Origin of the sequence: Camelimonas abortus (genome assembly GCF_042432745.1) — a bacterium.
GTDB lineage: Bacteria > Pseudomonadota > Alphaproteobacteria > Rhizobiales > Beijerinckiaceae > Camelimonas > Camelimonas abortus.
On record NZ_JBHLWR010000006.1, the window covers coordinates 187,747 to 203,372 of the forward strand.

The window sequence follows — 15,626 nt, forward strand, 5'->3', positions numbered from 1 at the left end:
CGTGAATATTAGTAACCCCACTTTGCCCCGGTTGAAAGGGGGCGAGGGGCAGGAATCGCATAATCTTTTAGCCAGGCTGCAAAAATGATCGGCCAGGTCGCCCTGCTTAATTTTACAGCAATTTCCGGTAGAAGCGGCGCAGGCGGCGGCTCCGGTTTAAAATAATTGTCATTTTCTTGAGTATCCGCTCCGCCCGGCGCCGGCGGCGCGCGGCCGGCCGCTGTTCAGGCAAAGGAGAGGCGGCGGCGGCGGTCGCAATCATGTGAAGGCGCCCGCCGCTTCTTCGACGAACGCCCGCCGGGCGCGCGCTTCTCACAGTCCGCGCCGGCCCGCGTCTCGACTTGTGCGCCGCCGTTGCCTAAAGCAGCCAATTCGGGTCAGATCGCGCCTGCACGAGAACATGGCTCCGGCCGGCCGCACTGGGCGAACGCGGACCGGAGCCGCAAGGGAGAAATGGCGATGGCAGCCATCAATAATGTTACCGACCTCACGCTGGACGGCGACGTCGCCGTCATCACCCTGAATTCGCCGCCGGTGAACGCGCTGTCGGCCCCGGTGCGCGACGGCCTGTTCGACGCCTTCACCGCCGCCATCAACGATCCGGCCGCCAAAGCCATCGTTCTCATCTGCGCGGGCCGCACCTTCATCGCCGGGGCTGACATCTCCGAGTTCGGCAAGGGCCCCAGCGGCAAGCCGCTGCATGACGTGCAGGACCTGATGGAGAACGCGCCCAAGCCGGTCATCGCCGCCATCCACGGCACGGCGCTCGGCGGCGGCTTCGAGGTGGCGCTCACCGCGCACTATCGCGTGGCCGTGCCCTCGGCCAAGGTCGGCCTGCCGGAGGTGAAGCTGGGCCTGCTGCCCGGCGCCGGCGGCACGCAGCGCCTGCCGCGCCTCGTCGGCCCGGAGATCGCCCTGCACTACATGACCACCGGCGAGTTCATCGATTCGGACGTGGCGCTGAAGCACGGCCTGATCGACGAGCTGGTCGGGGAGGGCAGGCTGCGTGAGGGCGCCGTCGCCTTCGCCCGCAAGGTGCTGGCCGAAAACCGCCCGCTGAAGAAAGTCCGCGACATCCAGGACAAGGTCGAGGCCGCCCGCGGCAAGCCGGAGATCTTCGCGAACTTCCGCAAGGCCAACGCCCGCCGCTTCCGCGGCTTCGAGGCGCCGGAGGCCAACATCAAGTGCATCGAGGCCGCCGTGAACCTGCCCTTCGACGAGGGCATGAAGGTGGAGCGCAAGCTGTTCGAGGGTCTCGTCACCGGCTCGCAGTCGGCCGCGCAGCGCTACATGTTCTTCGCCGAGCGCCAGGCCGCCAAGATTCCGGACGTTCCGGAAGACACCCCGACGCTGCCCGTGAAGAAGGTGGGCGTCATCGGCGCCGGCACCATGGGCGGCGGCATCTCCATGAACTTCCTCAGCGTCGGCATCCCGGTCACCATCGTGGAGGCCACCAGGGAGGCGCTTGATCGCGGCGTGGCGATCATGCGCAAGAACTACGAGAACACGGCGAAGAAGGGCCGCCTCACCCAGGAGGACGTCGAGAAGCGCATGGGGCTGCTGACCCCGAGCCTCGACTACAACGACCTCGCCGACTGCGACCTCGTCATCGAGGCCGTGTTCGAGAACATGGACATCAAGAAGCAGGTGTTCGCGAAGCTGGACGGCATCGTGAAGCAGGGGGCGATCCTCGCCACCAACACCTCGTTCCTTGACGTCAACGAGATCGCCTCGGCCACCAGGCGGCCGGAGCACGTCATCGGCACGCACTTCTTCTCGCCGGCCAACGTGATGAAGCTGCTGGAGATCGTCCGCGGCGACAGGACCTCGAAGGAGGTCATCGCCACGGTGATGAAGCTGGCCAAGAAGATCGGCAAGGTGCCGGTGCTGGTGGGCGTCTGCTACGGCTTCGTCGGCAACCGCATGCTGGCCCAGCGCCAGCGCGAGGCCAACAAGCTGATTCTTGAAGGCGCCATGCCGTGGGACGTGGACCGCGTGCTCTACGACTTCGGCTTCCCCATGGGCCCGTTCGCCATGTCTGACCTCGCCGGCCTCGACATCGGCTGGCAGAAGGAGACCTCGAAGTCCGAGACCCTGCGCGACGTGCTGTGCGAGATGGACCGTCGCGGCCAGAAGAACGGCAGGGGCTTCTACGACTACGACGAGAACCGCAACGCCACGCCTTCGGCCGAGGTCGAGAAGCTCATCATCGAGTTCTCGAAGAAGAAGGGCATCGAGCGCCGCGGGATTTCCGACGAGGAGATCCTCGAGCGCTGCATCTACCCGATGATCAACGAGGGCGCGAAGATCCTCGAGGAGGGCAAGGCCATCCGCGGCTCCGACATCGACGTGGTGTGGATCTACGGCTATGGCTGGCCGGTCTACCGCGGCGGCCCGATGTTCTACGCGGATCTCATCGGCGCGGACAAGGTGCTGGCGAAGCTGAAGGAATTCGAGCAGAAGCACGGCGAGGACTTCCGCCCCGCCGCGCTGCTGGAGAAGGTGGCCGCCGAGGGCAGGAAGCTGCGCCAGCTCTGATTCCACAAAGTCACGCCAGGGGCGGGCCGCCCGCCCGCCTCGCGGAAAACCCGGCGCATGCGCCGGGTTTTTTGCCGTCTGGGAGGGGGCGCCTCCGGTCCTTCCGCGCGGGACGGGAACGTCCCTCCGGCCCGGCGCCGGATCCGGCGCGCGGCGCCCCGGAGCGGCCGCCAACCCCGCCGCCGGGGGGCACCGGAAACCGCCCAGGCGCTTCATCGCGCGGGCGTTTTCGGGGCAGGGGATCCGGGCCGCCGGAAGGCCGGCGGCAGGCGCTGGCGCGCCGCGCGCCGGCCGGCCCCCGCACAGGCGCGGACGGCTGCGGCGGGCCGCAGCGGCTTTTCCAGCGAAATGACGATCTAACGCTTGATCAAGGCTTGCCTTCGCCCCGCCGTTGTAGACAATGGCTGGCTCAGGCAGGCGGCCTGACGGCCGGACGGTTGCAAATGCGTCCGGTTGCGGCGACAATGTCGGACCCGACAAAAAAGAATGACGACGCGGGGTTCAGGGAGGGATTTTCATGCGTGACATGACGCCAGCGGCGGCCGCCTTGCGCCGCATAACCGGACCGGAAAAATCCGTCCGTCATATCCACAACAACATCTAGCGCCGGGTAGCCCAGCATGTCAGGACCTATACTGTCCGTGCGGGATGTCGCCGTCCGTTTTGGCGGCATCGTCGCGCTCGGCGGCGTTTCGTTCGATCTTCCGGCCCAGCAGATTAACGCGCTGATCGGGCCGAACGGCGCCGGCAAGACCACGCTCTTCAACTGCCTCAGCAGGCTGTACACGCCCACCAGCGGCGACATCCTGTTCGAGGGCAAGTCGCTGCTGACGCGTCCGGCCCACCGGATCGCCGAGATCGGCATCGGCCGCACCTTCCAGAACCTGGCGCTGTTCCAGAACCTGACGGTGCTCGACAACGTCCGCATCGGCTGCCACTGCCAGACCCGCGGCGACTATGTAAGCGACGCGCTCGCGCTGCCGTGGAGCCGGCGGACCGAGAAGGAGGTCGACCACACCTCGCGGGAGATCATCCGTTATCTCGACCTGCAGTCGGTGATGTACCGCCGGGTGGGCGACCTGCCCTTCGGCACGCAGAAGCGCGTGGAGATGGCGCGCGCCCTGGCTTCGAAGCCGAAGCTGCTGCTGCTGGACGAGCCGGCCGCGGGCCTCAACCACGGCGAGGTGGAGGAGCTCGGCGAGCTGATCAAGCACGTGCGCGACGACCGCAAGCTCACCGTGCTGCTGGTCGAGCATCACATGAGCCTGGTGATGTCGATTTCCGACCGCGTCGTGGCGCTGAACTTCGGCCGCAAGATCGCCGAGGGCACGCCGGCGGAGGTTCAGGCCAATCCGGACGTTATCGCTGCTTACCTCGGGACCGACCAATGACGAAGCTTCTTGAAGTCAGGGGGCTGCACGCCGGTTACGGACAGACCAAGGTTCTGCACGGTCTGGACTTCACCATCGAGCAGGGCAGCGTCACGGCGCTTCTGGGCGCCAACGGCGCCGGCAAGACCACGACCCTGCGCGCGCTGTGCGGCATGATCCGGCGCAGCGGCGACATCCTGCTGCTGGGCGAGCAGATCAACCGCAAGCAGACCGAGGAGATCGTCCGCGCGGGCGTCGCCCACGTTCCGGACGGCCGCGGCACCTTCACCCGCCAGACGGTGGAGGAGAATCTCCAGCTTGGCGCCATGACCCGGTCCGACAAGGCCGGCATCGCCCAGGACATGGAGATGGTCTACAGCTACTTCCCGATCCTCAAGCAGCGCCGCCACCAGCAGGCGGGCCTGCTCTCGGGCGGCGAGCAGCAGATGCTGGCCGTGGGCCGGGCGCTGATGCTGCGTCCGAAGCTGATGCTGCTGGATGAGCCCTCCTTCGGCCTTGCGCCCATGATCACCAAGGAGATCTTCCAGATCTTCGGTGAGCTCAACCGCAAGGAGAAGGTCTCCATGCTCGTGGTGGAGCAGAACGCCCAGATCGCGCTGGAACTGGCGGACCAGGCGTACCTGCTCGAGACGGGCCGCATCGTGTTCTCGGGGCGCGCGGACGACATCCGCGGCGACGAGAACCTCCGCAAGGCCTATCTGGGCTACTGAGGAGCCGACTGATGGAACTCCTGTTTCAGCAAATCATCGCGGGCATCTCGACCGGCTCCATTTACGCCTGCGTCGCGCTCGCCGTCGTCATGATCTATGTGGCCATCGGCCACCTCAACTTCGCCCAGGGCGAAATGGCGATGTTCTCCACGTTCATCGCCTGGCAGCTCATCACCTGGGGCGTGCCCTACTGGGTGGCGTTCTTCCTCACCGTGGCCATCTCCTTCGTGGGCGGCGTGGTGATCGAGCGCGTCATCTTCAAGCCGCTGGACAACGCGCCGGTGCTGAGCCACGTGGTGATGTTCATCGCCCTGCTCACCATTCTCACCAGCGCCGCCGGCTTTATCTGGGACTTCTCGATCAAGACGTTCCCGTCGCCGTTCGGTTCGGCCCCGCTGTTCGGCTCCAGCCTGATCAGCGCCCACCAGGCCGGCATGATGGCGGTGACGCTGATCCTGCTGCTCGCGCTGTTCTTCTTCTTCCGGTACACCCGCGTGGGCCTGGCGCTGCGCGCCTCGGCCGACAATCCGGTGTCCGCCCGCCTGGTCGGCATCCGCGTGTCGTGGATGATCGCCCTTGGCTGGGGCCTGGCCGCCGCCATCGGCGCGGTGGCGGGCATGATGGTGGCGCCGGTGGTGTTCCTTGAGCCCAACATGATGCTCGGCATCCTGGTCTACGGCTTCGCCGGCGCGGTGCTCGGCGGCCTCACCAGCCCGGGCGGCGCCGTGCTCGGCGGCTTCCTCGTGGGCATCATCGAGAACCTCGCGGGCACGTTCATCCCGGTCATCGGCGGTGAACTGAAGCTCACCATCGCCCTGTGCATCATCGTTCTGGTGCTCGTCCTGAAGCCGGGCGGTCTGTTTGGCCGCGCAACCGTCCAGCGGGTGTGATCATGTCTGTGAATATTGAGGAAGCGGCGGAACATCCGCCGGTCGCCGCCGAGATCGAGACCTCGCCCTTCGGCCGCGACAGGCTCCTGCGCACGATCTTCAACCTCGCCCTGCTGGTCGTGCTGCTGGCGCTGCCGTTCGTCACGAAGAGCTTCTTCGTGTTCCAGATCACGATGGTGATGATCTACGCCATCGCGATCCTCGGCCTGAACCTGCTGACTGGCTTCAACGGCCAGTTTTCGCTCGGTCACGCCGCCTTCTATGCGATCGGCGCCTACACGGCGGCGATCCTCATGGACCAGGCCGACGTCCCCTATTACTGGACGCTGCCGGTCGCGGGCGTCATCTGCTTCGTGTTCGGCTTCCTGTTCGGCCTGCCGGCGCTGCGCCTCGAGGGCATCTATCTCGCCCTCGCGACCTTCGCGCTGTCCGTCGCCACCCCCCAGATCCTCAAGCTGTCGCCGCTTGAGCACTGGACCGGCGGCGTGCAGGGCATCGTCATCATGAAGCCGGACGCGCCGTGGGGGCTGCCGCTCAACCAGGACCAGTGGCTGTACTTCTTCACGCTCGCCGTGACCGCCCTGATGTTCTGGATGGCGCGCAACCTGCTGCGCTCCCGCACCGGCCGCGCCATGATGGCCATTCGCGACAACCCGATCGCGTCGCGCTCCATGGGCGTCAACAACTCGCTGTACAAGGCCACCACCTTCGGCGTCAGTGCCCTGTTCACCGGCGTCGCCGGCGCGCTCGGCGCCATCGTGGTGCAGTTCGTGGCGCCGGACAGCTTCACCGTGGTCCTGTCGATCGCCCTGCTGGTGGGCCTCGTGGTCGGCGGCGTGGGCTGGGTGCCGGGAGCCTTCTTCGGCGGCCTGTTCGTGCTGTTCGTTCCGAACATCGCCGAGCAGTTCTCCAAGGGGCTCTCGGGCGCCTTCTACGGCCTGATCCTGATGTTCCTGGTTTTCGTCATGCCCTCGGGCGTGGCGGGGTTCCTCGCCCTCATCCGGCAGAAGCTGGCCAGGAGGTGAGGCGATGGCGGCTCCCCCTGTCAGGCCTGAGGTCGGCGGGCGGAGCGTGGAACGCGCGGTTTCGCGCTGCGGCGCGGCGGTCCCTGTGGGCCGCCGCGTTTTTTTGCGCCGGCGTCTGTGAGAGGGCGGCCGGCTGCTTCCGCAGGCCGCCCCTTGCATCCGCCGGCGCGTTGTGGGGAGGAAGCGAAATGAAAAAGCCTGCAGGAAGTTTTCTGAAGCGTTCCGTCCTTGCGGCGGCGGGAGCGGCCGCCGTCCTGCTCGCCGGCGTGGCCGGCGTCTCCGCGGCCGGCAAAAAATACGGGCCCGGCGTCTCCGACACGGAGATCGTGTTCGGCCAGACCATGCCCTACAGCGGCCCGGCTTCGGCCTATGGCGTGATCGGCAAGGCGGAGGAAGCCTATTTCCGCATGGTCAACGACCGGGGCGGAATCAACGGCCGCAAGCTGCGCATGCTCAGCTATGACGACGGCTACAGCCCGCCCAAGACCGTGGAGCAGATCCGGCGCCTGGTGGAGCAGGACAACGTGCTCTTCACCTTCCAGACGCTCGGCACGCCGTCCAACGCGGCCATCCAGAAATACATGAACCAGAAGAAGGTGCCGCAGCTGTTCGTCTCGACCGGCGCCTCGCGTTTCTCGGACCCGAAGGAATTCCCCTGGACGATGGGGTTCAACCCCACCTATCTGACCGAGGGGCGCATCTATGGCCGCTACATCCGCAAGAACCATCCTGACGGCAAGATCGCCATTCTCTACCAGAACGACGACTTCGGCCGCGAGGTCATCCAGGGCCTGCGCCAGGGGCTCGGCGACGCCGCGGACAGGATGATCATCGCCGAGGTGTCCTATGAGGTCACCGATCCCACGGTCGACTCGCAGATGGTGAAGCTCAAGAACTCGGGCGCGAACATCTTCGTCAACCTCACCACGCCCAAGTTCGCCGCCCAGTCGATCCGCAAGGCGGCGGAGATCGGCTGGAAGCCCATCCAGCTGCTCACCGTCAATTCGGTGTCCATCACCCAGGTGCTCGTGCCCGCCGGCGTGGAGAACGCCAGGGGGATCATGAGCATCGGCTATCTCAAGGACTGGACCGACCCGGAGTGGAAGGACGATCCCGGCATGAAGCGCTGGGAGGCGTTCATGGACCGCTACCTGCCGGGCGCCGACAAGGCCAACGCCAGCTATCTCTACGCCTACACCGCCGCCCAGCTGATGGAGCACGTACTGCGCCAGGCCGGCGACGATCTCACCCGCGAGAACATCATGAAGACCGCGGCCAGCCTGAAGGACGTGAAGCTTGACCTGCTGCTGCCGGGCATGACCATCAACACCAGCCCGGACGACTATCTGGTGATCGAGCAGATGCGCATGGCCCGGTTTGACGGCGAACGCTGGGCGCCGTTCGGCGAGCTGATCGACGCCTCCGACGTGCGCTGACGCCGTGGCGGCATAACAATCTATAATATGAGGCGCACGGGCGCCGGGCGGCCGCCGCCCGGCGCATTTTTCGCGCCGGCGGGGCCGGCGTCCGCGACGGCGCGGCCTTGCGGGGCGTGTGGCCGCTCCGGCCTGGGACGCGCGCGGCGCGTCATGGCAACATCATGACATAAAATGTATTTTTCGTTCCGCCTCCGCCGGCTGGCGGCGCGGGCGCCGGCCGGCGCCACGCCGGCGCCCTGCAGGGGCTTGGCGCCTCCGCCCCCTCTGGCTACGCCGGAAGAGACCCGTGGCCTGAATTATAGATAACTGGGGGCAAACATGATGCGACGGAAGGCTCTTTCGCGCAGGGGCTTCGTGGCGGGCGCCGCGGCGGGCGCGGCGCTGCTGGGCGCGCCAGCCGCGCGGGCGGGGGTGGAGGAGATCCGCATCGGCTCCATCTGTCCCTACAGCGGCCCGGCCTCGGCCTATGGCGTCATCGGACAGGTGCAGGCGGCATGGTTCCGCAAGGTCAATGACGGGGGCGGGGTCAATGGCCGGCCGGTGCGCTTCATCAGCCGTGACGACGCGTACAATCCGGCCCGGGCGCTGGAGCAGACCCGTCGCCTCGTCGAATCGGACGGGGTGCTGGCCGTGTTCAATCCGCTCGGCGCTCCCTCCAACACCGCCATCCGCCAGTACCTGAACGACCGGCGCACGCCGCAGCTGTTCGTGGCCTCCGGGGCGACCAAATGGGGCGACTGGCGCAACTATCCCTGGACCATCAGCGGCCAGCCCTCCTACCAGGCGGAAGCACAGGTCTACGCGCGGCTGATGCTGGAGCGCACGCCGGCGGGACGCATCGGCGTGCTTTACCAGAACGACGACTTCGGCCGCGACTATCTCAAGGGCCTGGCCGGGGGGCTCGGCGACCGGGCGGAGCGGATGATCGTGGCGCGCGAGCCGTATGAAACCGGCGACGCCACGGTGGACGGCCGGCTGCTGGCGCTGAAGGCGGCCGGGGCGGACGTGGCGTTCATCGTCGCCACGCCCAAGTTCGCCGCCCAGGCCATCCGCCGCATGGCCGAGACCGGCTGGCGGCCGGAGCGCTACCTGGTCAGCGTGTCGCAGACCGTGGCCGGCGTCATGCGGCCGGCCGGGCTGGCCAATGGCGCGGGCGTCATCAGCAGTTATTACCTCAAGGATCCGGCCGATCCGGCCTGGCGCGACGATCCCGCCATGGCCGAGCTCAACGCCTTTCTGGACCGTTACCTGCCGGGGGCGGACCGCAACGATATTCTTGTCGTTTACGGTTACGTGCTGGGGCAGCTGCTGACCCACGTCCTCGAACGCTGCGGCGACGAGCTGACGCGCGACAACCTGATGCGCCAGGCCACCTCCATCAGGGAGCTGCGCCTCGGGCTGCTGCTGCCGGGGGTGACCATCAGCACCGGGCCGCAGGACTACTTCCCCTTCAAACAGCTGCAGCCGCTGCAGTTCGACGGCGAGCGCTGGCGTCCGCTTGGCGGCGTGGTCGCGACGGAGGCGCGCCTGTAGTCCGCGGCGCCTGGTCCGGCGGGTGGGGCGACCTGGAAGAAAGTATATGCGTCAATGGTTTAAGGAGGATGCGCGTCGTTATCCGTTGCAACTGGTTACAGTTGAAACAGAATGGACGGCAAGCGCGCGGGGATGAACGACAAGCGCGCGGCCGTTCATTCAGAGAGGGTAATGCCATGTACGCAGCGACACTGACCAGGGTGGGCGCGACCCTTGCGGGCCTGGCGCTCGCCGCGCTCGCGGGGCCGCCGCAGGCCGCGGCGGCGGAGAAACGTTACGGGCCGGGCGTCACCGACACCGAGATCCGCATCGGCAACATCATGCCCTACAGCGGTCCCGCCTCGGCCTACGGCACCATCGGAACGACCGAGGCGGCCTATTTTCGCAAGGTAAATGACGAAGGCGGAATAAACGGGCGCAAGATATCCTTCATCTCCTATGACGACAGCTACAGCCCGCCCAAGGCGGTGGAGCAGGTGCGCAAGCTGGTGGAGCAGGACAACGTGCTGCTGGTGTTCAACCCGCTGGGCACGCCGTCCAACACCGCCATCCAGCGGTACCTCAACGACAAGGGCGTGCCCCAGCTGTTCGTGGCCACAGGGGCCACCAAATGGGGCGATTACAAGGCCTTCCCGTGGACCATGGGCTGGCAGCCCACCTACCAGGGCGAGGGGCGCATCTACGCGCGTTACATTCTCGACAACCACCCGAAGGGCAAGATCGCCGTGCTCTACCAGCACGACGACTTCGGCCGCGACTATCTGAAAGGCCTGAAAGACGGCCTCGGCGCCAGGGCGAAGGACATGATCGTCGCCGAGGAGTCCTACGAGATCTCGGCGCCGACGGTGGACGCGCAGATCCTCAAGCTGCGCTCAAGCGGCGCCGACATATTCGTCAACATCACCACGCCCAAGTTCGCCGCCCAGGCCATCCGCAAGGTGGCGGAGATCGGCTGGAAGCCCGTGCACCTGCTGGTCAACGTCTCCGCCTCGGTGGGCTCGGTGATGAAGCCCGCCGGTTTTGAGAACGCCCAGGGCGTCATGAGCGTGAACTACATGAAGGACCCCACCGATCCGGGGCTGAAGGACGATCCCGGCGTGAAGGAGTGGAACGCCTTCATGGACAAGTACCTGCCGGGCGTCGACAAGAGCCAGTCCAACTATGTCTACGGCTACAACGTGGCCCGCACGCTGGAGCAGGTGCTGCGCCAGGCCGGCGACGACCTCTCCCGCGAGAACGTCATGAGGCAGGCCGCCAACCTCAAGAACTTCGATCCGGGCATGCTGCAGCCGGGCATCACCATCAACACCAGCCCGACTGACTATTATCCGATCGAGCAGGAGCGCATGATGCGCTTCGAGGGCGACCGCTGGGTCAACTTCGGCCCGGTGATCAGCGGCGCCATGGACTGACGGCGGCTCGCGGCCGGCGCGCCGCGGGCCCTGCGCCCGCCGGGAAAAACGCCCGCCGGCTGGAGGCTCGCCGGCGCGGCGCCTGGCGGGCGCGGCGGAAAGGCGCTCCGGGCGGAGCACGGAGCGCGCCGCCACGCCGGCGTCTCAGGCCGGGTCCTGGCAGGCCAGATGCACCCGGTTGGCGAAGCCGGCGTCGTCGCCCTGCGCCAGCAGCGGCGCGGCGTCGGCCGCCGCGTCGCACAGGCGCTCCACCCATGGGCGCTCCGCCTTCGCGAAATCGCCGAGCACCCAGGCGTGCACGGCGTCCTTGTGGCCGGGGTGGCCGATGCCCATGCGCACGCGCCGGTAGTCGTTGCCGACAAGGCTGGTGATGGAGCGCAGGCCGTTGTGGCCGGCGTTGCCGCCGCCGGTCTTCACCCGCAGGCGGCCGGGAGCGAGGTCGAGCTCGTCGTGGAACACCACAACGTCCTGCAGCGGTATGCGGAAGAAACGCACCGCCTCGGCCACGGCGCGGCCGGATTCGTTCATGTAGGTCTGCGGCTTCAGCAGCAGCACGCGCGCGTCGCCGAGCATGACGTTGGCCGCCTGGGACTGGAAGCGGCTGCGCCAGGGCTCGGCGCCATGGCGTCTGGCGATGGCGTCCACGGCCATGAAGCCGATGTTGTGACGGTTGCCGGCGTATTTGGCGCCCGGGTTGCCCAGGCCGACGAACAGCAGCATGCCAGTCGCCCTTCCTGTTCCTGCCTTCCGTCCGCGGACGCGGCGCCGCGGCGGTCATGAAGCGGCGGTCATGAAAAAGGCGGGGGCGTCGCCGCTCCCGCCGGTTTCCGCGTCGCCGTCACGCGCTGCGCGACTGCGCGGCCGCGATGGATCAGGCCTCCGGAGCGCCTTCGGCCGCAGCGGCCTCCTCGCTCACGGTGGGCGGCACCACGCTGGCGATGGTGAAGTCGCGGTCGGAGATGCTCGGCTGGGCGCCTTCCGGCAGCTTCACGGCGGAAATGTGGATGGTGTCGCCCATCTGGAGGCCGGTCAGGTCGATCTCGATCGCCTCCGGAATGGCGTTGGGGCTGACCGAGAGGCTCACGTGGTGGCGCACCACGTTCAGCGTGCCGCCGGCCTTCAGGCCGGGCGAAGCCTCATGGTTGATGAAGTGCACCGGCACCTCGACGTCGATGGTGGCGTCGCTGGTCACGCGCAGGAAGTCCACGTGCAGCGGCGTGTCGCGCACCGGGTCAAGCTGGTAGTCGCGCGGAATCACGCGCTCGACGCGGTCGCCCACCCTGATCTCGAAGATGGTGGTCATGAAGCCGCCGGCGTAGATGGCCTGGCGCAGCGGCGCGTATTCGATGGAGATCGGCAGGGGCTCCTTGCCGGCGCCGTAGATGACGGCGGGCGTGCGGCCCTGGCGACGCAGCGCGCGGGCGGCCCCCTTGCCGACCCGGTCGCGCGCCTCGGCGATGATCTGCTTGACGGCGGTCATGATTGAAATCCTTGAAACGAATGCAAACAGCCGCCTCGCGGCGGCCGGTCCGTGCCCGCGCCTCCAAGGGTGTCTGACGGGCAGGGGCCTTATAGCCGCCGCCGGCGCCGCTGGCAATAACGGGGCGCCGGCGTGCGTGGCCGTCTCAGCCGCCGGCGCCGGGCTCCTGCGGCCGCGCCTTCGGGCTGGCGCGGTAGTCGCCGAAGGCGGCGTCGCGTTCGCCCAGCAGCTGCGACACGCTGGCGCCGTCGCGGCGGAATCGGCTGAAATAGTCGTGGCTCGCCCGGGTGGTCAGCGCCAGCGCCTGCAGCTCGGTTCCGGCGCGGATGCCGGCGCGCAGGCCCATGATCTCCATGGCCCGGTGCACGGCGCGCTTGTTGATCTGCTGCAGCTCCGGCGGCGTCAGCGCCACGCGCCGCGCGACGGCCAGCACCTTTTCCTCCAGCTCCTCCGACGGAAAGGCCCGGTTGGCGAAGCCCCACTGCGCCGCCTCCACGCCGGTCATGGCGTCGCCGGTGAGATACAGCTCCATGGCCCGGCGCATGCCCACCAGCCAGGGATGGAACTGGTTGTCCGGCGGGCTCATCAGCCGGGTGGGCGGATAGCCGATCTGCGCGTCCATCGCCACATAGACCAGGTCGCAGCAGGCGGCGAGCTCGCTGCCGCCGGCGAGGCAGTAGCCGTGCACCTGGGCGATCACCGGCTTGGCCAGGTCCCAGATGCGCGTCCAGCCGTCGGTCACGTGGCGGGCCCACTGGCCGGGGCCGCCGGGGGTGTAGAACGGCTGGCCTTCGGCGTTGTTTTCGGAGAGGTCGTAGCCGGAGCTGAAGCACGGGCCGGCCCCGCGGATGACGGTGACATGCACCTGCGGATCCCGGTCCGCCTCCTCCAGGGCGCGCATCAACGCGCCGCGCAGGGCGTTGTTGAGGGCGTTGCGCCTGTGCGGCCGGTTCAGCGTCAGCCGGCGCACCCCAGGCGCTGGATCGTCGACGAGAAGCACCTCGCCGCCGGCGGCGGCGCTGTCGCTGGACATGGGGTTTCCTCCACTGTTCCTGTGCCCTGGCCATTATCGGCGCCGGGGCGCGGGGCGTCGACCATCCCCGCGCGGCGCCCGGCCGGCGGCCGTTCCCGCCGCCATGTAGCGCCGCCAGCCGGCGGCGCGCAGCTCGCAGGCCGGACAGGCGCCGCAGCCATAGCCCCAGTCGTGGCGGCGCGAGCGGTCGCCCACATAGCAGGTATGGCTGTGCTCCAGAATCACGTCGCGCAGCGCCGCCCCGCCCAGCTCCTCGGCCAAGGCGAATGTGGCGGCCTTGTCGCGCCACATCAGCGGCGTGTGCAGCACGAAACGGGTCTCCATGCCGAGGTTCAGCGTCACCTGCAGCGCCTTGATCGTGTCGTCGCGGCAGTCCGGATAGCCGGAGAAGTCGGTCTCGCACACGCCGAGGACGATGTGCCGGCAGCCGCGCCGGTAGGCGACGGCCGCGGCGAAGGTGGCGAACAGCAGGTTGCGCCCGGGCACGAAGGTGTTGGGCAGGCCGGATTCGCTGGCGACGATGGCGATCTCGCGCGTCATCGCCGTGTCCGAAATCGCCCCCAGCGCCGACAGCTCCAGCATGTGGTCCTCGCCCAGCCGGCCGGGCAGGCGCGCGGCGAAGGGCGCGGCCGGATCGGCGAGCGCGGCGCGGATGGTCTTGCGGCACGTGAGCTCCACCGCGTGACGCTGGCCATAGTCAAAGCCGATGGTCTCCACCTCGGCGAAGCGCGCCAGCGCCCAGGCGAGGCAGGTGGAGGAGTCCTGGCCGCCGGAAAGCAGCACCAGGGCGCGGTCATCGTTCAGCTGCATGCGGGTTCCTGGTCAGGCCTGAAACGCGGACCCGCCGGCTCCGCGGCCGGAGCGGGCGGGCCGATCATAACGCAAACGGCCCGGAAGCGCCGTCGCGCCTCCGGGCCGCAGGGTCAGGCGGCCGCCAGCCGGCTCAGTCGAACAGGCTGGAGACGCTGGTCTCGGAGGCGGTGCGGCCGATGGCCTCGCCAATGAGCGGGGCGATGGAGAGCACGCGGAAGTTCCTGGCCACGCGCACCGCTTCGGTCGGCTGGATCGAATCGGTGATGACCATTTCCTTCAGGCTGGAGGAGGCGATGCGCGCCACCGCGCCGCCGGAGAGCACGCCATGGGTGCAGTAGGCGGAAACCTGCCTGGCGCCCTTCTGCAGCAGCGCCTCGGCGGCGTTGCACAGCGTGCCGCCCGAGTCGACGATGTCATCGATGAGGATGCAGGAACGGCCCTGCACGTCGCCGATGATGTTCATCACCTCGCTCTCGCCGGGGCGCTCGCGGCGCTTGTCGACGATGGCCAGCGGCGCGTCGATGCGCTTGGCGAGGGCGCGGGCGCGCACCACGCCGCCCACGTCGGGCGAGACCACCATCACGTCCTCGCCGGCGTAGCGCTCCTTGATGTCGCGCACCATCACCGGGGCGGCGTAGAGATTGTCGGTGGGGATGTCGAAGAAGCCCTGGATCTGGCCGGCGTGCAGGTCCAGCGTCAGCACGCGGTCGGCGCCGGCGCGGGTGATGAGGTTGGCCACCAGCTTGGCGGAGATCGGGGTGCGCGGGCCGGGCTTGCGGTCCTGGCGGGCGTAGCCGAAATAGGGAATCACCGCGGTGACGCGGCGGGCCGAGGAGCGGCGGAGCGCGTCAATGATGATCAGCAGCTCCATCAGGTGGTCGTTCGCGGGGTAGGACGTGGACTGGATCACGAACACGTCCTCGCCGCGCACGTTCTCCTGGATCTCCACGAACACTTCCATGTCAGCGAAACGCTTGACCTGGCAGGTCGCCAGCGGCGTTTCCAGATATTCAGCAATCGCTTCAGCGAGCTGCCGGTTGGAGTTGCCGGCGACGAGCTTGATGGAGGGTTTCATGCTGACGGCCATTCTCTGATGTGTCCGGCGCGGCGCGGGCAGTTGCGACCTTTCCGGAAAAGGCCCTGCGCGGGCCGGAACGGTGTGCGGCGTCAGCCCGCGCGGTCACGCGTGGCTGCCGGGAACTGACGCTGGGGACTGGACGTCCGGCTATTACCAGCGCGCGCCGGCGGGAACAACAGCAGACTTTGCGGCGGCCCTGGCGCCAGACGCGTAAAAATGTCTCCGGCCGGAGACGCGCCGCCATGGCGCCGCCGCGTCCTGACTTTGCGAAAGCGCGCTGACGC

At 68.0% G+C, this 15,626-nt stretch carries 15 protein-coding genes; 8 read left to right on the top strand and 7 right to left on the bottom strand.

Annotated elements, in window-relative coordinates; genetic code table 11:
- Positions 1-112: 112 nt before the first annotated feature.
- Positions 113-262: a hypothetical protein gene (locus ACFFJB_RS03185; RefSeq protein ID WP_376829416.1), complete on the bottom strand. Its 150-nt coding sequence runs from the start codon at positions 260-262 to the stop codon at positions 113-115.
- A gap of 206 nt (positions 263-468) precedes the next feature.
- On the opposite strand from ACFFJB_RS03185, the gene ACFFJB_RS03190 reads away from it, so the two are divergent.
- Complete coding sequence (locus tag ACFFJB_RS03190) at positions 469-2,538, top strand: 3-hydroxyacyl-CoA dehydrogenase NAD-binding domain-containing protein (RefSeq protein WP_376832503.1); 2,070 nt, start codon at positions 469-471, stop codon at positions 2,536-2,538.
- A 409-nt stretch (positions 2,539-2,947) separates the two neighbouring features.
- Here the strand turns inward: ACFFJB_RS03190 and ACFFJB_RS03195 are convergent, their stop codons facing one another.
- Positions 2,948-3,160, bottom strand: coding sequence for a hypothetical protein (locus tag ACFFJB_RS03195; protein WP_376829418.1), 213 nt, complete (start codon positions 3,158-3,160; stop codon positions 2,948-2,950).
- On the opposite strand from ACFFJB_RS03195, the gene ACFFJB_RS03200 reads away from it, so the two are divergent.
- The 7 genes from ACFFJB_RS03200 to ACFFJB_RS03230 all read left to right on the top strand — a co-directional run bounded on the left by ACFFJB_RS03200 (position 3,159) and on the right by ACFFJB_RS03230 (position 10,938).
- Positions 3,159-3,929, top strand: a complete 771-nt coding sequence (locus tag ACFFJB_RS03200) for an ABC transporter ATP-binding protein (protein WP_376829420.1) — start codon at positions 3,159-3,161, stop codon at positions 3,927-3,929. The two genes, ACFFJB_RS03195 and ACFFJB_RS03200, sit on opposite strands and share 2 nt — an antisense overlap.
- Positions 3,926-4,639 (top strand): ABC transporter ATP-binding protein, encoded by a 714-nt coding sequence (locus tag ACFFJB_RS03205; RefSeq protein ID WP_376829422.1) that lies wholly within the window; start codon positions 3,926-3,928, stop codon positions 4,637-4,639. Before ACFFJB_RS03200 ends, ACFFJB_RS03205 begins: the two co-directional genes overlap by 4 nt.
- 11 nt (positions 4,640-4,650) lie before the next feature.
- Entirely contained in the window at positions 4,651-5,529 is an 879-nt protein-coding gene (locus tag ACFFJB_RS03210) for a branched-chain amino acid ABC transporter permease (protein ID WP_376829424.1), read from the top strand.
- 2 nt (positions 5,530-5,531) lie between these two features.
- Positions 5,532-6,554 (top strand): branched-chain amino acid ABC transporter permease, encoded by a 1,023-nt coding sequence (locus ACFFJB_RS03215; protein ID WP_376829426.1) that lies wholly within the window; start codon positions 5,532-5,534, stop codon positions 6,552-6,554.
- Positions 6,555-6,742: 188 nt separating this feature from the next.
- Positions 6,743-7,990, top strand: coding sequence for an ABC transporter substrate-binding protein (locus ACFFJB_RS03220; protein WP_376829428.1), 1,248 nt, complete (start codon positions 6,743-6,745; stop codon positions 7,988-7,990).
- Between the two features lie 321 nt (positions 7,991-8,311).
- Positions 8,312-9,526, top strand: coding sequence for an ABC transporter substrate-binding protein (locus tag ACFFJB_RS03225; protein WP_376829430.1), 1,215 nt, complete (start codon positions 8,312-8,314; stop codon positions 9,524-9,526).
- A 176-nt stretch (positions 9,527-9,702) separates the two neighbouring features.
- Positions 9,703-10,938: an ABC transporter substrate-binding protein gene (locus ACFFJB_RS03230; RefSeq protein WP_376829432.1), complete on the top strand. Its 1,236-nt coding sequence runs from the start codon at positions 9,703-9,705 to the stop codon at positions 10,936-10,938.
- A gap of 144 nt (positions 10,939-11,082) precedes the next feature.
- Here the strand turns inward: ACFFJB_RS03230 and pth are convergent, their stop codons facing one another.
- The 5 genes from pth to ACFFJB_RS03255 form a co-directional block, all read right to left on the bottom strand.
- Entirely contained in the window at positions 11,083-11,658 is a 576-nt protein-coding gene (gene pth / locus ACFFJB_RS03235; RefSeq protein WP_376829434.1) for an aminoacyl-tRNA hydrolase, read from the bottom strand.
- Between the two features lie 151 nt (positions 11,659-11,809).
- The gene (locus ACFFJB_RS03240; RefSeq protein ID WP_376829435.1) at positions 11,810-12,418 is read right to left on the bottom strand and encodes a 50S ribosomal protein L25/general stress protein Ctc; all 609 of its coding nucleotides are present in this window, start codon (positions 12,416-12,418) and stop codon (positions 11,810-11,812) included.
- Positions 12,419-12,563: 145 nt separating this feature from the next.
- On the bottom strand, positions 12,564-13,451 hold the full coding sequence (locus ACFFJB_RS03245) for an enoyl-CoA hydratase-related protein (RefSeq protein ID WP_376829436.1): 888 nt from the start codon (positions 13,449-13,451) through the stop codon (positions 12,564-12,566).
- A gap of 33 nt (positions 13,452-13,484) precedes the next feature.
- Positions 13,485-14,261, bottom strand: a complete 777-nt coding sequence (gene queC / locus ACFFJB_RS03250; RefSeq protein ID WP_376829438.1) for a 7-cyano-7-deazaguanine synthase QueC — start codon at positions 14,259-14,261, stop codon at positions 13,485-13,487.
- A 133-nt stretch (positions 14,262-14,394) separates the two neighbouring features.
- Entirely contained in the window at positions 14,395-15,339 is a 945-nt protein-coding gene (locus ACFFJB_RS03255) for a ribose-phosphate pyrophosphokinase (RefSeq protein ID WP_376832505.1), read from the bottom strand.
- Between the last annotated feature and the right edge of the window lie 287 nt (positions 15,340-15,626).